The organism is Mangrovimicrobium sediminis, from assembly GCF_004745945.1.
GTDB classification, from domain to species: Bacteria; Pseudomonadota; Gammaproteobacteria; order Pseudomonadales; family Halieaceae; genus Mangrovimicrobium; species Mangrovimicrobium sediminis.
In genome coordinates, this window is sequence record NZ_SRLE01000009.1 from 307,236 (window position 1) to 327,862 (window position 20,627).

General features: G+C 66.9%; 19 protein-coding genes. 12 read left to right on the plus strand and 7 right to left on the minus strand.

Annotation, left to right across the window (positions count from 1 at the left end):
* Positions 1-168: 168 nt before the first annotated feature.
* The 3 genes from E4634_RS14300 to E4634_RS14310 all read left to right on the plus strand — a co-directional run bounded on the left by E4634_RS14300 (position 169) and on the right by E4634_RS14310 (position 2,947).
* Positions 169-585: a YidB family protein gene (locus tag E4634_RS14300; protein WP_135445045.1), complete on the plus strand. Its 417-nt coding sequence runs from the start codon at positions 169-171 to the stop codon at positions 583-585.
* A gap of 261 nt (positions 586-846) precedes the next feature.
* Positions 847-1,587 carry a hypothetical protein gene (locus tag E4634_RS14305; protein WP_135445047.1) on the plus strand — a complete coding sequence of 247 codons (741 nt, stop codon included), beginning with the start codon at positions 847-849 and terminating at the stop codon, positions 1,585-1,587.
* Between the two features lie 58 nt (positions 1,588-1,645).
* Positions 1,646-2,947 (plus strand): M20 metallopeptidase family protein, encoded by a 1,302-nt coding sequence (locus tag E4634_RS14310; protein ID WP_135445049.1) that lies wholly within the window; start codon positions 1,646-1,648, stop codon positions 2,945-2,947.
* Between the two features lie 274 nt (positions 2,948-3,221).
* Here the strand turns inward: E4634_RS14310 and E4634_RS14315 are convergent, their stop codons facing one another.
* From E4634_RS14315 to E4634_RS14330, 4 genes are all read right to left on the minus strand, one after another.
* Positions 3,222-3,689 (minus strand): hypothetical protein, encoded by a 468-nt coding sequence (locus E4634_RS14315; protein ID WP_135445051.1) that lies wholly within the window; start codon positions 3,687-3,689, stop codon positions 3,222-3,224.
* 128 nt (positions 3,690-3,817) lie between these two features.
* A complete protein-coding gene (locus E4634_RS14320) occupies positions 3,818-4,108 on the minus strand; it encodes a hypothetical protein (RefSeq protein WP_135445052.1) in 291 nt (96 codons plus the stop codon).
* Positions 4,109-4,248: 140 nt separating this feature from the next.
* Positions 4,249-5,784, minus strand: coding sequence for a phytase (locus E4634_RS14325; RefSeq protein WP_135445054.1), 1,536 nt, complete (start codon positions 5,782-5,784; stop codon positions 4,249-4,251).
* Positions 5,784-8,597 (minus strand): TonB-dependent receptor, encoded by a 2,814-nt coding sequence (locus tag E4634_RS14330; RefSeq protein ID WP_135445056.1) that lies wholly within the window; start codon positions 8,595-8,597, stop codon positions 5,784-5,786. Before E4634_RS14330 ends, E4634_RS14325 begins: the two co-directional genes overlap by 1 nt.
* Before the next feature lie 170 nt (positions 8,598-8,767).
* Between E4634_RS14330 and E4634_RS14335 the strand changes: the two genes are divergently transcribed.
* Together E4634_RS14335 and E4634_RS14340 are read left to right on the plus strand one after the other, a co-directional pair.
* Positions 8,768-9,187, plus strand: coding sequence for a potassium channel family protein (locus tag E4634_RS14335; protein ID WP_135445337.1), 420 nt, complete (start codon positions 8,768-8,770; stop codon positions 9,185-9,187).
* 2 nt (positions 9,188-9,189) lie between these two features.
* A complete protein-coding gene (locus E4634_RS14340) occupies positions 9,190-9,675 on the plus strand; it encodes a GNAT family N-acetyltransferase (protein WP_135445058.1) in 486 nt (161 codons plus the stop codon).
* A gap of 36 nt (positions 9,676-9,711) precedes the next feature.
* On the opposite strand, the gene rdgC is transcribed toward E4634_RS14340, so the two are convergent.
* Positions 9,712-10,617, minus strand: a complete 906-nt coding sequence (rdgC, locus tag E4634_RS14345) for a recombination-associated protein RdgC (protein WP_135445060.1) — start codon at positions 10,615-10,617, stop codon at positions 9,712-9,714.
* 157 nt (positions 10,618-10,774) lie between these two features.
* Here rdgC and E4634_RS14350 point away from each other — a divergent pair, with 157 nt between their 5' ends.
* The 3 genes from E4634_RS14350 to E4634_RS14360 all read left to right on the plus strand — a co-directional run bounded on the left by E4634_RS14350 (position 10,775) and on the right by E4634_RS14360 (position 14,723).
* Positions 10,775-11,215 carry a VOC family protein gene (locus E4634_RS14350; protein ID WP_135445062.1) on the plus strand — a complete coding sequence of 147 codons (441 nt, stop codon included), beginning with the start codon at positions 10,775-10,777 and terminating at the stop codon, positions 11,213-11,215.
* 47 nt (positions 11,216-11,262) lie between these two features.
* Entirely contained in the window at positions 11,263-14,052 is a 2,790-nt protein-coding gene (locus E4634_RS14355; RefSeq protein ID WP_135445064.1) for a SpoIIE family protein phosphatase, read from the plus strand.
* Between the two features lie 113 nt (positions 14,053-14,165).
* Positions 14,166-14,723, plus strand: a complete 558-nt coding sequence (locus E4634_RS14360) for a DUF8453 domain-containing protein (RefSeq protein WP_135445066.1) — start codon at positions 14,166-14,168, stop codon at positions 14,721-14,723.
* A gap of 28 nt (positions 14,724-14,751) precedes the next feature.
* Here the strand turns inward: E4634_RS14360 and E4634_RS14365 are convergent, their stop codons facing one another.
* Entirely contained in the window at positions 14,752-14,997 is a 246-nt protein-coding gene (locus E4634_RS14365) for a DUF2061 domain-containing protein (protein WP_240725192.1), read from the minus strand.
* A gap of 104 nt (positions 14,998-15,101) precedes the next feature.
* Here E4634_RS14365 and E4634_RS14370 point away from each other — a divergent pair, with 104 nt between their 5' ends.
* The gene (locus E4634_RS14370; protein WP_167854929.1) at positions 15,102-15,674 is read left to right on the plus strand and encodes a YtfJ family protein; all 573 of its coding nucleotides are present in this window, start codon (positions 15,102-15,104) and stop codon (positions 15,672-15,674) included.
* 38 nt (positions 15,675-15,712) lie between these two features.
* Here the strand turns inward: E4634_RS14370 and E4634_RS14375 are convergent, their stop codons facing one another.
* Positions 15,713-16,414, minus strand: coding sequence for a glutamine amidotransferase-related protein (locus E4634_RS14375; protein WP_135445070.1), 702 nt, complete (start codon positions 16,412-16,414; stop codon positions 15,713-15,715).
* Positions 16,415-16,572: 158 nt separating this feature from the next.
* Between E4634_RS14375 and E4634_RS14380 the strand changes: the two genes are divergently transcribed.
* The 3 genes from E4634_RS14380 (at position 16,573) to E4634_RS14390 (ending at position 20,508) form a co-directional block, all read left to right on the plus strand.
* Positions 16,573-17,100: a phosphatase PAP2 family protein gene (locus E4634_RS14380; protein WP_206046893.1), complete on the plus strand. Its 528-nt coding sequence runs from the start codon at positions 16,573-16,575 to the stop codon at positions 17,098-17,100.
* 1 nt (position 17,101) lies between these two features.
* Positions 17,102-18,181, plus strand: coding sequence for an MJ1255/VC2487 family glycosyltransferase (locus E4634_RS14385; protein ID WP_135445072.1), 1,080 nt, complete (start codon positions 17,102-17,104; stop codon positions 18,179-18,181).
* Between the two features lie 128 nt (positions 18,182-18,309).
* Positions 18,310-20,508, plus strand: a complete 2,199-nt coding sequence (locus E4634_RS14390; protein ID WP_135445074.1) for an ammonia-forming cytochrome c nitrite reductase subunit c552 — start codon at positions 18,310-18,312, stop codon at positions 20,506-20,508.
* Positions 20,509-20,627: the final 119 nt, after the last annotated feature.

The following is a 20,627-nucleotide window of genomic DNA, read 5'->3' on the forward strand; positions in this document are numbered from 1 at the left end:
TTTCGTGTAGTCCGCAAGACCATCTACAGAATCCTCTAAAGGACCAACTGGACAGTCTGCAGGACGCTGCACAGAAAACGTGACAGGACACGCTACAAACACTTTACAAGGCACTCTACAAAACACGGCACAAAACAACCCGCTTCGCTTTCAGCCAAGGAAACCCACATGGATATTCTCGAATTCGGCGCACAGCTGCTCTCCCAGAAACTCGGCATCAACGTGGACAGCGCGACCATCGCCAACGCCCTCTCCGGCCTGCTCGGTGACGGCCAGGGCAACATCGACCTCGGCGCACTGGCCGGCAAGATGGCCTCCAGCGGTGAACTCGGCAACGTGCTTGGCTCCTGGCTGGGCGACGGCGCCAACCAGGGCATCTCCGCCGAGTCCATCCTCGCCCTGCTCGGCCGCGGCGACGTGGCGGACTTCGCCGGCAAGCTGGGCACGGACGTCGATACCGCCGCCGGCGGCCTCGCCGACGTACTGCCGCAGATGGTCGACAAGGCCAGCAGCGGCGGCAGCCTGCTGGATTCGGTGGGCGGTGTCGGCGGCCTGATGGGCGCGGCCAAATCCTTCCTCAGCTGAACCCCTTTCCATCAAATGGCGGACAGGCATCCCACCTGTCCACCCTCCTCGCGTAGGCTGTCTCTCACGGTGTAGCACGCCGTTCACGGACGAACAGGGCTGCGGGACTGTAGGTCTTGAAGGCTGCTCCTAGAAGCGGTTCTTCAAGACCGCTCTTAGAGACAGCACAGCGCAGCCCCCTGCCATCACTCTTGGCAGGCAGGACACTGACGACAGGCCGGGCACTCGCCAACGGCCAGCCACTCACGAGGAGGTGCTTCAATGCACAAGACAGGGATGTTATGCGCGGCGCTGGTGCTGTGCGCGAATTCCCAGGCGGCGACCATCGCGGCCTGGAGCATGGATGGGCAACCGGGAAGCCAGGCCGGCATGGCCGCGACCGACGCCGCAATGGGCATCAACGCCGCCACACTGGCGCGCGGCGCCGACCTCGGCGCGCCCGGCGGATCGGCGTCCTTCAGTAGCAACGGCTGGGGCGGCAGCGACAGCGGCGACTACCTCAGCTTCAGTATCAGCGTCGAGTCCGGCTACTCGCTGCAACTGGCCTCGCTGGAGATCGCCACCCGCGCCTCCAACACCGGACCCGGCACCCTGGGCCTGTTCTACAGCCTCGACGGCTTCAGCGACCCCCTCGACACGTTTGCCCAGCCCGGCTCCGATGTCGTCGAATCGCTGTTCGACCTGAGCAGCCTGGCGGTGATCACCGGCAGCATCGAGTTCCGCATCATGGAGATCGGTGACACCCAGGCGGACGGCAGCGGTAGCACCTCCGACGCCGGCACCCTGCGCATCGTCGATCGCGCCGCCGGCGCGACCCAGTTCACCGGCGAGCTGCAACTGCAGGCAGTGCCGCTGCCGGCCAGCGCCTGGCTGTTCGCCTCGGCCCTCGGCGCCGTGGGCTGGCGACGGCGGCGCGCGGACACCCGCGCAGTCACGGGCGTGGATACCGACTCAGGCGGCGGTGTTGACGCAGGCGAAGTCCGGGGCGCCAGCGCGGGCTGACATTAACGGCGCGCGCATTATCGGCTAAGGTAGGGTGAAACCCACCGCGGAGTTGCCGATGTCGCGCGCCTACCTGTTTTGCCTCCTGCTGACCCTGATCCCGGGGGCCGCCACTGCCGCCCCGCTGGAGACCGACAAACTGCTGGAGCACTATCGCTACCTGCACCAGAACCCGGAACTGTCACGACAGGAAGCCAACACTTCCGCCTATCTCGCCCGGCAACTGGAGGCGATGGGCTACAGCGTCACCCGCGAGGTCGGCGGCCACGGACTGGTGGCGATCCTCGCCAACGGCGCGGGGCCGACCGTCATGTACCGCGCGGACATGGACGCCCTGCCGATAGCCGAAGCCACCGGCCTGCCGTTTGCCAGCACGGTCACAGCCACCAATCCCGCCGGCGAGAGCGTGCCGGTCATGCACGCCTGCGGGCACGACATGCACATGACGGTCATGCTCGGCACCGCCAGCCGCATGGCAGGCCAGCGCGATGCCTGGCGCGGCAGACTGGTACTGGTGGCCCAGCCGGCGGAGGAGGTCGGCGGCGGCGCGAAGGCGATGCTCGCGGACGGCCTGTTCCAGCGCTTCCCGGTGCCGGACTACAACCTCGCAATGCACGTGGGCTCGGGGCTGCCCGCGGGCAAGTTCGGCTATGTCTCCGGCTATGCCATGGCCAACGTGGACTCGGTGGACATCACCATCTACGGCCGCGGCGGGCACGGCGCCTACCCGCACCAGACCGTCGATCCCGTCGTCATGGCGGCCAGCATCGTCACCCAGCTGCAGACCATCGTCAGCCGCGAGCTGCCGCCGCGGGAAACCGCGGTCGTCACCGTGGGTTCCATTCACGGCGGCACCAAGCACAACATCATTCCCGACGAGGTGACGCTGCAACTGACCGTGCGCAGCTACGCCGACGCCACGCGCAACCTGCTGCTGCGTCGCATTCGCGAGATCAGCGAGGGAGTGGCGCGCACCGCCGGCATGCCGGAAGAGCGTCTGCCCGCTGTGGCGGTGAAGGACGAGTACACGCCGGCGGTCTACAACACCCCCGCCCTGGTGGACAAGGTCGTGCCGGTACTGCAGGCGCGCTTCGGCGAGGATGCCGTGGTCACCGGCCAACCATCCATGGCCGGCGAGGACTTCGGCCGCTACGGTCGCACGCCGGAAAACATCCCCACCTTCCTGATCCAGCTGGGTGCCTCCGACCCGGCCGCGGTGGCGGCTGCGCAGGCCGGCGGACCTGCCCTGCCCGGGCTGCACTCGGCACAGTTCGCGCCGGCGGCGCGGCCGACCATCGAATCAGGGGTGACGGGAATGACGGTGATACTGTTAAGCCTGATGCCGGCGGCGGGCAGCTGAGGTTTTCGGGCGGGCTGGATAGCCCCGATCGAATGGATGTGCCTGAAGCGGAAGGGCTCTGGCTTTGAAGCTACCTGGCACTGGACGTCGCTAATACCATAGGTCCCTGGCGCCAAACGTTCCCGGCGGCATACGTCCCCGGTACTGAAAGTGCGTGGCATTCAACGTCCCCGGCATCGAAGGAGGCGAACACCGAACGTTGCTGACACCCAAAGTCCCCAACGAAAACGGGGCCGATAAACGGCCCCGTGGTTGCGCTGCTAAGGCTGCAGCCTTACTCCATCGCTTTTTCCATATCCTTCTTGGCGTCTTCGGCGGCGTCCTTGGCATCGTCCATGGCGTCGCCCATCGCATCGCCGGCGTCGTCGGCCATGTCTTCGGCGTCGTCCATCGCGTCATCCATGGCATCGCCGGCGTCGTCGGCCATGTCGCCAGCCGCATCCTTCGCGTCGTCCCAGGCATCACCGGCCTCGTCGGCCATATCGCCGGCCGCTTCCTTGGTGCTGTCCCAGGCATCGCTGGCGGCGTCGCCCGCATCGGACATGGCCTCTTCAGTGGCGTCCATGGCGTCGTCGGCCATATCACCCGCGGCGTCTACGGCTTCACCGGTCGTCTCCTTCACCGACTCCGCGGCATCCGACATGGACGACTTGGCGGAATCCATATCTTCCTTGCTGCACGCCGCCAGTGACATGGCGAGAACCGCGGCGCTGGCGGCCGCAAACAGTTTTTTGATATCCATTGTTGTATTACCCCGTAAGTTAAAACCCGATCATTTAAGGAAGGTTAGTCCGTACTCCCCTGTATCGCCAGTTTCGCGGGGAGTACGGGTCGAGCCTATAACCTGTTATGGGGCAAGTAAAGCGACGACTACTGGGCGTCGTCGGCTGCAGTTTGCTTGCGCGCCTTACGCGCTTCGCGCGCCTGGTCCATCTTTTCCTGCTGCTCCGGGGTGAGTACGGCGCGAATCTCGTCGCGGCGGCCACCGTCGGCGCGGATCTGGCGGATCTGCTCAACCTGCTCGTCGGTCAGTTCCAGGTGCGCTTTCATGCGCTCCAGGCGGGCGGCCATCTGCTCTTCGGTCGGCGGCCCCTTCTGGGCGAAGGCGGCGCCGGCACCGAGGCAGGCAATCAGGGCAGAAACGGTCAGGATATTTTTCATCGCGAACTCCTCGCAGGTCTCAGGGTGATCGTCTGACCACCCTCCGCGGGTAATGTTCTCGCCTGGCGGTGAAAATGCAAATGCGATTCTTCAAGTTTTGTAAAGACAGGAGCCGGGAGCTGGCAGGCGCGGCCCTGCGCTCAGGGCAGGTCCAGAGCCTCGCGCACCGCGCGCCAGTCGACCAGCTTGAAGTTCTGGTTGCCGTCGGGCAGCACGTTGTAGCCGTCCTGCACGACCAGCAGCCCCTCCGGGAAGCGCTCGCCCAGGGCCGCGGCGGTGATGTCCAGGCCATCGGTTTCACTGGCCCCGTCGACCTGCGCGCCGAGGTTGTCCGTCACCTGGAAACTGCCGCGATAGCGGTGCGGGGGCTGGCGCTCGAACACCGCGTAACTGTGGTTGCCCTGGCTGGAGACCACCAGGAAGCCCGCCGCGCCGACCGGGTACAACGCCATGCCCTCAACATCCGCATGCAGGGTTTCGTCGTCCACGGCGGCCAGGCGCTGGGGTTCGGCGTCCAGTACGTCGGTGGGCAGCGTGTACACCCCCATGTCCTCGATGCCGAAGAACAGCAGGTGCTGCTGGTCGTCGGCGACACAGCCCTCGGGCTGGTCCGGCAATTGCAGTTCGCGCAGCAGTTCACCCGAGTAACCGCCGTCGCCCGGACGCAGCCGCCACTGTTGCAGGCGACCGTCCTTGTCGTTGACGAATACCTGCAGGTGTTTGCCATCGTCGTACATGCACAGGCCGTAGGGGTCGTCGAGGCCGGTCGCGATGTCCGAGTCGCGCAGCCAGCCCAGGTTGCCGCTGGCATCGATGCTGAACAGGCTGATGCTGCGCAGGCTGCGGTTGGAGGCCGCCGCCAGTGCCACCACATCGCCGCCGCCGGACAGCGGGCGCAGGTCCACGTTGTTCAGGCGCCCCGTGGCGATAGCCTGCAATTCGCTGCCCTCGAGATCGTACACGCGCAGGCCGAAACGCTTGTCGGTACCGAGGATGCGTACCGTGCCGGTTTGCGGGTCGACCCAGATCGCCGGGTCGTCGGCGGCGTCGCCGGTAGTAGGCACCGGCGCGGTCTGCCCCGCGGCGGGCACCGCCGGCAAGCTATCGTGCGCTGTCGCCAGCGCCGCCACCGTGCGCTCGCCCACCCGCAACTCGGAGCCGGCAACAGAGAATGTCTCGGCTTCCGGGTCCAGTTTGCCGTGGGGCGGATACAGTGCCAGCAACTCGGCCTCCATACTGCCCTCACCCGAGGCCAGGCGGGAGACACCGACGCCGCCTTCGAGCACGTACAACTGGCCGGCGTTGTCGTCCACATGGCAGTCGAGGATATCCACGAACCCCGGCACCTGGCGCACCAGCTGCGGCTGCGCATCCAGCGCCGGCAACAACCACTGGGCCAGGTAACCGCGGTCGTTGAAGGTATAGAAGCCGGCCAGGCCATTGCGCTGGAACAGGCAGGCGCCGTCCAGCAGCTGGCCGCGAACGGCGATAGCCTGCTCGCGCACGGTGCCGGCGGCAGGCTGCCACTGCAGCACAAGGCGATTGGCATCCTTGTCTACCGCGACGGACAGCTGCGTGCCATCGGCGAGGCGGCGCTCGTCGGCCTGCGCCGCGCCGGCGAGGACTACCGCCGCCAGCGTGGCGAGTCGAACAGCGGCGTGCAGGTTCAGGCGCATCAGAACGAGGTCACCCGCAGGCCCAGCACGTAGGTACGGCCGTACTCTTCGTACTGCCAGTTGTAGGCGCTGTCGCCCTGGTAGAAGTAGCGCGGTTCGTCGGTCAGGTTGACGCCTTCGAAGTAGATCTGCACGCCCTCCATGATGTCGTATTTCGCACTGGCGTCAATCTGGGTGTGCTCGTCCTGGAAGACGTCCTCGGACTTGTCGCCGCCGATCACCGAGAGCGACTCGGACTGGTAGTTCACCGCCACGCGCAGCTGCAGGCCGTGTTTTTCATAGCCCAATACCAGGTTGCCGACCTCGCTGAAGGAACCCGGCAGATCCACGTCGCGGCCGTCGAAATCCGCCGAGGAATCGATGAACGTGCCGTTGATGCCGAACAGGAAGCCGTTGGCGAAGGTTTTGTACCAGGCCACTTCCAGGCCGAGCAGGTCGGCGCTGCCGCCGTTGACGAACTGCAGCACGTCGGCATCGTCGATGTCGGCGGGGGTCAGTCCCACCTGGCTGGTCCAGGGTGTCAGGTCGACGCTGCCGGCCACGTTGGCCTCGGCGATGTAGTTGTCGATGTCCTTGTAAAACAGGCCGACGGACAACGCGCCGATGTCTCCCTCCGGGTAGTACTCCACGCCGAGGTCGAGGTTGATCGACTCGTAGGGATCGAGCTCCGGGTTGCCCAGGCCCTCGATCTGCAGTTCGGTCTCGCCGTCGTCGGTTTCGATTTCCGCCAGGGAAGAAGGGTTCAGCGCGCCGAAACTGGGGCGCGCGATGGTCTGGCTCGCGGCGCCGCGTACCACGACCTCGTCCAGCGCATCCCAGCGCACCACCAGGCTGGGGTGGAAGTAGTCGTAGTCGCCGTCCTGCTTGCTGACGCCGAAGCCGGCGGCGTCGAAGTCTTCGTCCTTGTTCTCGTAGACCGTGCCCAGCGCGCCCTGGGATTCGAAGTCGGTCAGTTCATAGCGCAGGCCGCCGATCAGGGTGACACTGGACAGGTCCACGGTGGCCATGAAGTAGCCCGCGTAGATGTCCTCCTGGATCTCGTAGTCGCCCACGGTGGATTCGGTGAAAGACTTGTCGAGGTCCTTGTTGTCCTCGGTCAGGCCACTGGCGAAGCGGCGCACACTGCCGGGGTTCCAGGCAAAACCCATGTCGCCCAGGCTGTAGTCCAGCTTGCCACCGGCGAAGTCCACGGCGCTGATATCGTCGTCACCGAAGTCGTCGAATACGTCGACTGTGGAGCTGCGCTCTTTGTCGCGCTGGCGCACCTTGGCGCCGAACTGGAAGGCGGTCGGCGCTGCGAACAACTCGGTCTGCCAGGTGACGTCGAAGGTGGCACTGAGTTCCTCGTCCTCCACCAGGTTGTTCTCCACGGCGATTTCGTCGAGCACGTAGTTGGCCGGGTCATTCACCCGCGGGTCGATCTGGTAGCTGGGGGTCTCGCCGATGCTCGCGTAGCCCAGTGTGTAATCGTCCAGCGGCGCGAAATCGGTGTCGTGACGGTTGGGCTCGTCTTCCTCGGCGTAGGAGTAGCCCAGCGAGTAGTCGAAGGTCCAGTCACCGCGCTGGTTGCTGCCGCCGATCACCGCGGAGATGATGTCCTGGGTCTCCTTGCGGTCCTTCAGGCTGCGCTTGTATTCCGCGGCATCGAAGCTGGCGCTGGTGGCGCCGATACTGCCCTCGTCCTCGTCCGGCTCGATCTCGATGCGGTTGCGGTACTCCTGGTCCTCGAAGTCGCTGTACAGGGTGCGCAGGTAGTACTCATCGGTGGCGGATGGGCGCCAGTCCAGGTTGAACACGGCGCCCATGCGCTTGCGCGTGATCTCGTAATCGCGCAGCTCGGGTTCCTCGGGGTAGAGGTTGCCGTTGGCCTCGGCGGGGACCCAACCACCGTCGTGCTCGATGTTCTCGGAGCCGAACTCGCGGTCCTGGTAGCTCACCGACAGGGCCATGGCCAGGCTGCCCGGTTCGCCGGCGTCGAAGATGTTGCTCCAGGTGGCGCCCAGCTTCGGGCTCCACTCTTCCTGCAGGTCGCCGTAGGCGCCCTCGGCGGTGAAGTCCAGGTACTGGCCGTCGCGGTCGAAGCCCGACAGGCTCTCCACCTCGATGGTGCCGCCAATGGCGTCGCCGTCCATGTCCGGGGTGAAGCTCTTGGTGATCTTGAGGTTTTCCAGCAGGTTGGACGGGATGACGTCCAGCGCGGTGGCGCGCTGGTCCGAGTCCGGGGCGGCGACGTTGACGCCGTTGATCTTCACCGTGTTGAGGCTCGGCTGCAGGCCGCGGATGCCGACGAAGCGTCCCTCGCCCTGGTCGCGCTCGATGAATACGCCCGGCGCGCGCTGCAGCGCCTCGGCGATGTTGCCGTCCGGCAGTGCACCGGCGTCGCCCGCGGTGATGACGCTGGTGATGTTATCGGCGGCGCGCTGCTGGGCCAGGGCATTGGCCGCCTGCGCGCGCTGACCGTAGACCAGCACGTTCTCGATGGGCGGCAGGTCGTCGCCCAGGCGCACGTCGCGCACCACGTCGCTGGCGCCGATCACCACGCTCTCGCTGACTTTTTTGGCGCCGATGTATTCCACCACCAGGGTCCAGGTGCCCTCGGGCAGGTTGGCGAAGCTGTAGCGGCCGTCCTTGCCGGTGTTGGCCGTCAGGTTCAGTTCCGCGATGCGCACGATCGCCGAGCCCAGGTAGCGGGTGCCCGAGCTGTCGGTGATGCGGCCATCCAGGCGCGCGGCCTGGGCGCCGCTGGCGAGCAGGGTGGCGAGCGCCGCACAGGTGGCGGCACGCAGGGGCAGGGAACGCAAAGACGACTTCACAACGCTAGTCTCCAGTAACAAGTCACGATGGGCGGCCAAACTAGGCGCCGCCCGTGACACTGGCGTTAACCGTCCATGACATTTTGATGGCAGTCGCGCGCCCCTACTGATCCCCGGCGAAACCCGGTAAAGTGCGTGGGATAAGGAAGGACGGAGCCGCGCCCGTGCTCATGATCGTTACCGTGAACTGCCTGGTCATCGCCCTCGCCGTCGCAATTCACTACGAGTTTCTCTACCAGCTCACCGTGCTGATGCCGAAGCTGAACGTGCGCCACCGCCTGCGCATCGTGCTCGGCGTATTCGCCGCGCTCACCGCGCACAGCGTGGAGGTGTGGATCTTCGCCATCGCCTATTACCTGATGGACCACTCGGAGGGCTGGGGCAAGCTCACCGGCACCCTGCAGGGGAACTTCCTCGATTACGTGTACTTCTCGTTCACCATGTACACCACGCTGGGCGTGGGCGATATCGTGCCGGAGGGCGACCTGCGCTATCTCACCGGCCTGGAGTCGCTGACCGGACTGGTGCTCATCACCTGGAGCGCCTCCTTCCTCTACCTCGAAATGACACGCTACTGGGACCGCGATTGAGCATGGACCACTTGAACATACGCCCGGCGACCGCCGAGGACTCGGCACTCATCTATCGCTTCGTGCGCGAGTTGGCGGAATACGAGCGCGAACCGGACAAGGTCACCACCAGCGAGGACGAACTGCGCGATGCGCTGTTCGGGCCAGGCGCGCGCGGCGCGCAGGCGGTGATCTGCGAGATCGACGCCGAGCCGGTGGGCTTCGCGCTGTACTTCTACAACTTCTCGACCTGGGTGGGGAAGTACGGGATTTTCCTCGAGGACCTGTACGTCTCGCCCGAGCACCGCGGGTGCGGCGCCGGCAAGGCGCTGTTGCGCCACCTGGCGCAAAAGGCCGTTGCCGAGGGCTGCGGCCGCTACGAGTGGAATGTGCTGGACTGGAACGAACCGTCGATCCGCTTCTACGAGGCCTGCGGCGCGGTGGCGATGGACGAGTGGACCGGCTACCGCCTGGCCGGTGAGGCCCTGCGCCGGTTTGCGCAGGGCTGATCGCTACCGGGGCAAAAGTGCTACCGGCGCGGTACGTTACTCCGCCTCGCCGCCGAACAGGGCCAGCACCCGCGCCTGCAGGGCGGTGACGGCGTCCGACATCAGCGCGAAATCCGCGTCCAGGCGCGCGGCGTCGTCGGCCTCGGGAATGTCCTCGTTCTCTTTCATCAGCTCGTCCGAGAACTTCAACCGGCGCAGGCACAGGTCCTCCGCCAGCACCAGGGACACTCGCTCTTCCCAGTCCAGGGCCAGGCGCACCACCTGCTTGCCGGCGTTGAGGTGAATCTCCACCTCCTCGCTGAGCAGGTCCACGCCGCGGCAGCGCACCACGCCGCCCTCCTCACCCGGCTCGCGCAGCTCGCACTCCTCGGCCAGGGTGAAGTCATCGGGCAGGTTGCGGTGCGCCAGCCAGCCGGTCATGCAGGCGGCGGGTGACTGGTTCACCTGGGGCAGCACCACCGGGAAGTTGCCCAGGCACTCGCGCAACAGGTTGAGCAGTTCTTCTGCGCGCGCCGCACTGCCGGCGTCGACGAAGATCCAGCCGGCTTTGGTATCGATGTAGGCGTACACCGCGTTGGAGCGGGTGAACGCGCGCGGCAGGCAGTCCTGGATGATCTCGTCCTTAAGAGTCAGGCGCTCCTTGCGGTAGACCTTGCGCGCCTGCTCCTCCTCGATGCCGGCAATCTTCTGCTCCAGCTGCTCGCGCACCACGGTGGACGGCAGCAGTTTCTCCTCGCGCTTGAGCTTGAGCAGGATGCGCCCGCCCGCCGCGTGGGTGAGGGCCTCGGTGTCCCCGCCCAGCGGCGGCACCCAGCCCAGCGACAGGGCCTGCGACTTGGCGCAGGGCTGGAACACGCGCGGCTCGAGCTGCGCCGCCACCTGTTCCGGCGAGAGTTCGAAGGGCGAAGTGAGGCGGTAGGCGCGGACATTCTTGAACCACATGGACAATTCTGGCTCCAGTTAAAAGGGCGGGCATTGTAACCTGTGCCGGGGGTGTTCACCCAAGGACCGGACTTGTCGAATTCGCGTCATCCAACTAACATGAATTGCGCTGGTCCGGGCTTCGCCATTCACCAGCTCCACCCCCGGGGAGACACCGATGAAATACCTGCACACCATGGTGCGCGCGCGCGACCTGGACGAATCCCTCGACTTCTATTGCGCCAAACTGGGCCTGGTGGAAATCCGCCGTCACGAGAGTGAGGGGGGGCGCTTCACCCTGGTCTTCCTCGCCGCCCCGGAAGACGCGGAGCGGGCCGGCCAGGACATGGCGCCGCTGGTGGAGATCACCTGGAACTGGGATCCAGAGGAGTACACCGGCGGGCGCAACTTCGGCCACCTGGCTTACCGGGTGGAGGACATCTACGCTACCTGTCAGCAGCTCATGGACGCCGGCGTCACCATCAACCGTCCGCCGCGCGATGGCCATATGGCGTTTATCCGCTCGCCGGACGGCATCTCCATCGAACTGCTGCAGGCCGGCGACGCCCTGCCACAGCGCGAACCCTGGGCCTCGATGCCCAACACCGGCACCTGGTAGCCCCGCAGCCACAGCCACAGGACAAAAAGCCACAGGAACCCGGCCCCATGAACAGCATCGGTACCCGCCTCATCGTCCTGCTCACGATCTGCGCGGCGCTTATCGTCGGCGCCGGCATGGCCCTGGACTACCGCTACACACGCGAGGAGATCCTGCAGCGAGTGGTCAGCCAGTCCACCGGGGAGGCGGCCGCCGTGGTCAGCGACCTGGAGAACTGGCTGTCCGGGGTCGAGGGCGCCACGCGCTTCCTCGGCCAACTGATCGCGCGGCAGCAGTACAGCCGCGATGACCTGCGCGCCATGCTGCGCGAGGTGGTCGCCAACAACCCGGAAATCTACGGCGCAGCCATCGCCCTCAACCCGCTGACCAGCGAGGACGGGGATGCCTTCGCGCCGTACTTTTTCCGCGACTACGATTTCATCAGTTACGCCGACCTCAGCAGCGCCGAGGCCGACTACGCCAACCAGGACTGGTACCGCATCCCGGCGCAGAGCGGCGAGGCACGCTGGTCCGAGCCCTACTTCGACAGCGGCGGCGGCGAGACCGACATGACCACCTTCTCGGCACCCGTGTACCGCGCGGACGAGAGCGGCGCGCAGCAGCTCTACGCGGTAGTCACCGCCGACGTGCGCCTGGAAGACCTGCAAACGGTGCTGCGGCAGCTGCACCAGGGCGACAACAGCTACAGCCTGCTGCTCAGCCGCGAGGGCGTGCTGATGAGCACGCGCACCCAGGCCAACGTTATGCGCCATTACTCGGAGGTCGCGGGCAAGGGGCTGGACGACCCAGCCTGGGGCGCGCTGTTTGGCCGCGCGCTGGACGGCGAGGCGGTGAGCGCGGACATGCCCTGCCCCGAGCGCGACGGCCAGTGCACGTTGCGCATGGGGCGCCTGGAGACCACCGGCTGGCCTATAGGACTGGTCTACGACCAGGCCGAAGTGCTCGCCCCGCTGCACGCCTACGAGGTGAAGACCGCGACAATCAGCGGCGCCACCCTGTTGCTCATGGCCCTGGCGCTGGGCTTTATCACATCGCGCCAGACCCGGCCGCTGCGCGAGCTGACCCTGGCTGCGGAACACATGGGCCGCGGCGAGATGGACTACCCCCTGCCGCGCGCCCGCGGCAAGGACGAAGTGGCGCGACTGGTGGGCGCCTTCACCCGCATGAACAGCGACCTGCGCACGTACATCGACGACCTCGCCGAGTCCACCGCCTCGCGCAGCCGCCTCGAAGGCGAACTGGCCGCGGCCCGCGAGATCCAGATGTCCATGCTGCCCGGCGGCGGCGAGGCGCGCTGTGACGAGGGCCGCGCCAGCCTGTGGGCGCGCCTGGAACCGGCGCGCATGGTCGGCGGCGACCTCTACACCTGGCACCGCGATGGCAGCCAGCTGTGGTTCGCCATCGGCGATGTCTCCGACAAGGGCGTGCCCGCCGCCCTGTTCATGGCGCGCGCCATCAGCCTGCTGCAGCAGCTCGCGGGCAGCGTGCACGGCCCGGAACAGGCACTGGCCGCGCTCAACGACATGCTCGAGCAGGACAACCCCAGCTGCATGTTCGTCACCGCATTCCTCGGTGTACTGGATACCGAGACCGGCATGCTGCGCTTCGCCAGCGCCGGCCACCCCGCGCCCAGCCTGCTGCGCGGCGACAGCGCGCGCAGCCTGCGTCCGGCCAGCGGCCCGGCCCTGGGCCTGGCCCGCGGCGTTCACTTCAGCGCCAACAGCCTGCAACTGGAAGCCGGTGATGCGCTGGCCCTGTACACCGACGGCATCGAGGAAGCCTTCGACAGCGACGACAACATGTTCGGCGTGGAGCGCTTCAACCAGGTGCTCGCCACCTGTGCCGGGCAGCCACTGGCGGAGGCCGGTGGCCAGCTGCTCGCCGCGGTCAGCGAGCACGCCGGGGCGGCGCCGCAGCACGACGACATCACCCTGTTGCTGTTGCGCTACTGCCCCGCCTCCGAGTGCGCCTTCACCCCCGGCCAGGGCCTGACCGGTCGCGTGCTGGCCTGGCTGGAGCCCACCCTGACGGCGTGGAAAGTCTGCGGCGACGTCAAGGGCGAGACCAAGCTCATCGCCGAGGAGATGGCGACCAACATCGACCACCACGGCGGCCTGGAAAAAGGCGAGAAGATCGCCATGCGCCTGGTCCATGCCGGCGACCGCCTTGCACTCGAGGCGCGTGACCCCGGCCGGCCCTTCGACCCGCTGCGCCAGGCCGTGCGCGCCCCGCTGGCGGCGGGCATCGACGCTGCTCCGGTGGGCGGGCTTGGTGTACACTTGATCGAAAAATTGAGCGACGGGCAGCGCTACCGCCGCGAAAATGGCCACAACCTGCTGCGCGTGGAAAAACGCCTGTCGCGCGCCGACTTACCGCCCCGCGCGTTTCAGGCGGCGACGGAACAGGCAGTGGCGGAACAGGCGGTAGCGGAAAAAGCCCCAGTGGGAGACCAGGCTATGAAACTGACCACCACCGTCACCACCGACGAGGCCAGCTCGGTCGCCCGGGTCGCCCTCGACGGCGCCCTCAACACCGATACCGCGCCGAATTTCGAGCAGCGCCTGCAGGCGGTGATCGACGAGGGTTACCAGCTGACTATTCTCGACATGCGCGACCTCGACTACATCAGCTCCGCCGGCCTGCGCGTGATCTTCAAGGCCGCCAAGCTCACCCATGCCGGTGGCCGCACCCTGGCCGCCGCCAACCGCAAGCCGCACATCGAGAAAGTCTTCGAGATCCTCAAGGCCCTCCCCGACATGGCGGTGTTCGCCAACGAGCAGGAACTCGATGACTACCTGGCGCACATGCAGGCGAAGACCCGGGAAGACAACGCTTGAGGGAAGGGGAACCAGCGCCCGGGGAGTCCGGGCCCCCGGCAGCAGCAGAGCCACCGGATACATCGAAACCAGAGGCGGTAACCGCAAGCACGGCCGGCCTGGAGCGCACCTTCGTGCGCCTCGCCCTGTGGCAGAACGTGCTGGCGTTTATCGGCATCCTGGTCGGCGCCATCGCGCTGTATGCGGCGCTCAACGAGTCCGCCGCCGTGCGGCAGCAGACCGCCGCCGCGGTCTGGCCCTTCGTGCAGATGACCATCGAGGACCGCGCCGCCGCGGACGACGCCCATTTCGCCATCAGCTTCACCAATGTGGGCGTGGGCCCGGCGCGCATGGGACAGCTGCGCATCCTGGTCGACGGTCAGCCGGCGCGCACTCTCAGCGGGCTCACCGCCAGTGAACCGGGCGCAGCACTGCCGGATATTTCCCGCAATTTCCTCAGCAACCGGGTGATCAGCCCAGGCGAGAGCATCACCCTGCTGAGCACCAACGACCCGGCGCGGGTGGCCTATTTCCGTGATCTCGTCGCCCGGCCCGCCAGCTCGCTCAGTTATTGCTACTGCTCGATCTTCGATGCCTGCTGGCTGATCGACAGCCAGCGCAACCTGCACGAGCCGGAGGCCGTGGCACAATGCCCCGACTTTGCTGCTGACGCCTACCAGCCGGAGGCCTGACTACGCCCCGGCGCCGGGCGGGCACGTCCTATGCACACAGTGCCGGCGTGTCGGCGCGCGTTGCCCGCACCTGCGGCATCCGGCTCCAAAGTTTTTCATGAAAGTAGAAAGCCACCGTATTACAGGCCGGCTCCACCAGGGCCATCGCCCCGCCCACCAGCACATCGCCGGTCATGGCGTAGCCCACGCTGAACGCCACGCCCATGTGGATCGCGGCAAAACTCATGGTCTTTTTCACATCGTCACCTATTTCGATTTCTGGCAGTCTGCGCACTGCGCGTTTGTTCCATACTCGCAAAGCGCCCCGACAGACCAAAGTGAATTGCCTGGATGATCAGGGTCGGGAAAATCGATTACTGCCGCAGGAGGAATGCGCCCATGCAACGGATTGTCACTCTCGGACTGGTCCTGGCCCTGCTACTGGCCGGCCCCGCGCAGGGCGCTTCCATCGAGGTCGGTGCGCCACTGGCGCCACTGGCCGTCGAGGAAGACGGCGAGTGCGTGCTGGATGGGGACGACACCCGTTTCGTGCCCTGGGACTCCGGCAGCCTGCAGGGAAAGGTCCAGGTGCTGGAATACGTGGCCGCCCGTGCCGGTGTGGATGATATCCACATGACGTTTTTCGTCGCGCTCAAGGATGCGGCATTGCCCAGGGACAAGTACCAGATCACCCGTGTGGTGAACTCCGACGACGCCCTGTGGGGCACCTCCGGCCTGGTGGTGGGTGAAATCGAGAAGACCAAGCGCGCCCAGCCCGGCGTCGACCTAGTGGTCGATGCGCAGGGCCTGGGGCAACAGCAGTGGGCGCTGGAGAAGAAGACCGCCGCGCTGATCATCCTCGATGCCAGCGGTACGGTGCTGTTTTTTGACCAGGGCGAGATAACCGCGAGCGAGGTGGACACCGCGCTCGCTGCGGTGCGCAACGCCGTGGCGGCGTCCGCCGGCGATTGAATACCGGCGATTGAATACCGGCGAGTGAGCGCCGCGCCTCAGCGCTTCAGGAAATCCAGGATCCAGCGGCCGACGCGCTCGCCCTCGTGGGGCCGTGCCAGAGAGGCCATGCCCACCTCGTAGGCCGGCTCACCGATCAGCTCGCGGCGGAAGTTCATGATCTCCCGCGAGTAGTCGGGCACGAATTCCGGGTGGCCCTGGAAGGTGAGGATATGATCGCCGACCTGCACCACCGCGTTCTCGCAAAACTCTGAACCGGCCAGTACCTGGGCACCCAGCGCATTCTGCACCACCTGGTCCTGGTGGCTGACCAGGATCGCAAGGTCCGCATCGCCGCCGTCGTGCCATTCGGGCTTGTGCTGGAAGTGATGCGTGTGCAGGCCGACCCCCCAGCCCTTGGGGGATTTCTCCGTGCGCCCGCCCAGCGCCTGGGCCACCAGCTGGTGGCCGAAACAGATTCCCACCAGTTTCTTGCGGCGCGCGTCGAGCTCGCGCACGAAGTCCATCAGGCGTTTTATCCAGGGCTTGTCCTCGTAGACCGAGGATTTGCTGCCGGTAATAAGGTAGGCGTCGACCTCGTCGATATCCGCCGGATACTCGCCCTCCTCCACGTCGTAGACGCGAAACTCCAGGCCCGGGTCGAGCTGGCCGAGCAGGCGCACGAACATGTCCGGGTATTCACCGTAGACTTCGGCCCAGTCGGGCTTGACCGCGTCGGTTTTCAGGATGCCGAGTTTCATAGGTTTCTCGCTGCGAGGGCGCTTGCCACGGGGACCAGACGCCATGGTAGGAAAGCGCCCGCAAGCCTGTCCATACCACCAAAAGGCAGGGCGGCGTGTCATGAAAAATACACGGCGTTGTAACGGGATTGCCATGCCCGGCGGGAATTATTGACGCTATGGAGATTTTGGGATCACTGCAACGCTTCGAGGCGCGCCTTTTCGCCACCGTGTTCCGGCAGACGGAACGCCGCATGGTGATCCCCATGGCGCGCGCGGTATCCCGCTCCGGCGACGGCTACCTGCACGTGTTAGTGCCCCTGCTGGTCCTCACCCTGGACCCGGAAAGCGGCTGGCAGCTGCTGCCCCTGCTGGTGCTCGCGCTCGCCGTCGAACGCTCGCTGTACTGGCTGGTGAAGAACAGCCTGCGCCGCCCGCGTCCGCAGGAGACCGTGCCCGGTTTCCGCAGCCTGATCACCGCCAGCGACCAGTTCAGCTTTCCCTCCGGCCACAGCTCCGGTGCGTTCCTCCTGGCTACCGCCCTGTTGATCATCTACGGCGGTGCCGCCATCCCGATGTTGTTATGGGCCGCGGGAGTCGCTCTCTCGCGCATCCTGCTGGGGGTACATTTCCCCGGCGACACACTGGCAGGCGCCATCATGGGCAGCGGTATCGCGCTGCTCGCCGCGGCGCAACTGGGAGTCTGACTTGAAAATACTCTACGGTGTCCAGGGCACAGGCCAGGGACACATCAGCCGCGCACGCGCGATGGCCGAGGCCCTGCGCGAATGGCCGGTCGAGGTCACCTGGCTGTTCACCGGCCGCGCCCGGGAAAACCTGTTCGACATGGAGGCGTTCGGCAACTTCGAGCACCGCCACGGTCTGTCCTTCACCAGCCGCGCCGGCAAGCTGCACTACGCCGCCACGGTCATGGACAACAACCTGCCGCGCTTCCTGCGCGAGGCGCGCGAGCTGGACCTGTCGCCCTACGACCTCGTCATCTGCGACTACGAACCGGTAACCGCCCGCGCCGCCCGCCAGCAGGGACGCCAGGTGATCGGTATCGGCCACCAGTACGCCTTCGGTCCGGCGACCCCGCGCTGCGGCGGCAGCTGGCTGCAGGAGCAGATCCTCTACCGCTTCGCCCCGGTCGATGTGCCACTCGGCCTGCACTGGCATCCCTACGCCGACAACGTGCTGCCGCCGATCCTCGACCTGCCGGACCTGCCGGTGACCCGCGGCGAACATCTTGTCGTCTACCTGCCCTTTGAGGACCAGGACGAGGTCACCCGCATCCTCCGCCAGTTCCCGCAGCGGCGTTTCGTGCAGTACTCCTCGCAGTTGGTGGACGAGGAACGCGGCAACGTGAGCCGTCGCAAGGCGGACTTCCACGGCTTCAAGCTGTGCCTGGCCGGCAGTGCCGGCGTCATCTGCAACAGCGGTTTCGAGTTGATCAGCGAGTGCCTGCAGTGGCGTAAGCCGGTGCTCACCAAACCCCTGGCGCGGCAGATGGAGCAGCACTCCAACGCCCTGGCGCTGGAGCAGCTCGGCTACGCCTGCACTACCCCGGTGTTCGATGCGCCGGCGCTGGAGCAGTGGCTCGCCGCCCGCCACCTGACTGCCGATATCCAGTTCCCGGACGTGGCCGCCGCACTCGCGCGCTGGCTGGCCCAGGGCTGCCGCGAATCTCCGGCGGTGCTGTCCCAGCAGCTGTGGCAGTGCCCCATGCCGCAAAAGATTCCCGCGCCGCGGCCCACCGCCGGCCGCCGCGTCGCCGCCATCGCCTGAACGCAGACAAGCGCTGTTGCGGACGTCAATGTCCCGACAGCGCCACCCGGCGCCCCGGCCTGCGGCCCGGTTGGGGCGCGCGCTGATCTGGGTTAATGTGACGCCCTGATTCCGGGGAATAAAAACCGTTGCCGCACCCACGCCTGTTTCTCGTTTCGCTGCTGTTCGCCGTCGCACCCGTGCTGGCGACTCCCGCTGGTTTCGCCGGCGCGGATGCCTGCCGCGACTGCCACGCCACCCAGTTCGAGCACTGGCGCGGCTCGGACCACGACCTCGCCATGCAGGCGGCCAGTGCGCAGACCGTGCTCGGCGATTTCGACGATGCCCGCTTCGAGTACAACGGCGTCACCACGCGGTTTTTCCAGCGCGACGGCGGATATTTCGTCGCGACCGACGGCGAGGACGGCAAACTCACCGAGTACCCGGTGGCCTACGTGTTCGGCCACTATCCGCTGCAGCAGTACCTGCTGCCGCTGTCGCGCGGGCGGCTGCAGGCCCTGTCCATCGCCTGGGACTCGCGACCACAGGCCGAAGGCGGCCAGCGCTGGTACCACCTGTACCCGGACGAGGCCATAGACCACCGCGACCCGCTGCACTGGACCGGCCCCTACCAGAACTGGAACACGCGCTGCGCCGAGTGCCACAGCACCGACCTGCACAAGAACTACAGCGCGACGACGCGCAGCTTCGATACACAATACGAGGAACTCAACGTCAGTTGCGAGGCCTGCCACGGCCCCGGGCAGGCGCATGTCACGCTGGCCATTGAAGGCAAGCTGGATGGCGCCGCGGACGGCGGTTTTCCCGTGCACCTGGCACAGCGCGGCACCTGGGCCTACCCGCAGGGCGAGGCCATCGCCCGGCGCCGCGAACCACTGGAGTCGCGTTCGCAAATAGACGCCTGCGGCCGCTGCCACAGCCGGCGCGGCACGCTGGGCGATTACCACTACGGTGCGGACCTGCTGGACACCCATCGTCTGGCCCTGCCGCGCCCGCCCCTGTACCACGTCGACGGGCAGATCCTCGACGAGGACTACGTCTACGGCTCATTCACGCAGAGCAGGATGCACATGGCGGGCGTGGTGTGCAGCAACTGCCACGAGCCGCACAGCGCGAAACTGCGCGCACCGGGCAACGCGGTATGCGGCCAGTGCCACAAGCCGCAGGTGTACGACAGCGAGGAACACCACTTCCACCCGGTGGGCAGCGCCGGGGCCGCCTGCGCCAACTGCCACATGCCCGAGACCACCTACATGGGCGTGGACCCGCGCCGCGACCACAGCCTGCGCGTGCCGCGCCCGGACCTCTCCCTGGTGCTCGGCGTGCCCAACGCCTGCAACCAGTGCCACACCGACCGCTCGCCGGACTGGGCGCTGGAAGCGCTGCGCAAGCGCGGCGTGCAGTTCCTCGACACCGCCACACACCCGGCGCGCGCGCTGGCGCAACTGCAGTCCGGCGACCTGCGCGGCGCACCGCGCGTCGCCGAGCTGGCCGGCGACGACAGCGCGCCGCCCCTGTGGCGCGCCACGGCAATGGAGGCTCTCGGCGAAGTGGGCGGACGCGATGCGCTGCAGAGCGTCGCCCAACTGCTCTACCACGACGACAGCCTGATCCGCACCAGCACCGTGCGAGCCACGGATTTCCTGCCCCTGCACCAGCGCTTCCAGTTGCTCATGCCGCTGGTCGACGACCCGGTGCGCAGCGTGCGCATGGAGGTCGCTGCGAGTCTCGCCGGCGTGCCGCTGGAGCAGGTCGCGCCGGAGCAGGCCGCCGCGCTGTCGAAGTTGTTCGGGGAATACCGTGACGTGCTGGCGGTCGATGCCGACATGCCGGCCACCCAGTTGCAGCTCGGCCTGTTCCTCACCGCCCGCGGCGAACTGCCCGCGGCCGAAGCCGCCTACCGCGAGGCGCTGCGCCTGAACCCGCAGCTGATCGGCGCCTATCTCAACCTCGCCGACCTCATGCGCGGCAGCGGCGACGAGGCCCAGGCGCGGTCGCTGCTGGAAACCGCCATGGACATCGCGCCGGACAACGGCGACGTGTTGCACTCGCTGGGCCTGCTGGAGACGCGCACCGGCAATGCGCAGCAGGCGCTGGACTACCTCGGTCGCGCCGCGGCGCTGGAACGCGGCAGCACCCGCCACCGTTTCGTCTACGCCATCGCGCTGCACGACCTCGGCCAGCCGCGCGAGGCCGTCGCGCAACTGGAGGCCCTGCAGCGGCAATCACCACAGGACCAGCAGGTGCTGCAGGCGCTCGTCACCTACTGCACGGAACTGGGGGATACCGCCAGGGCGGAGAAATACCGGCGGCTGCTGCCGCGTTGAGCGGTAGCCGCGCGGCGCGGATCATCCGCCGCCGCGACGCGTGACCGGCCACGCGAACCTGCCGCGAGACCTCTGCCTCGCAAAACCCCGCAAGAAAGCCGTCGCGAAGGAAGATCGGG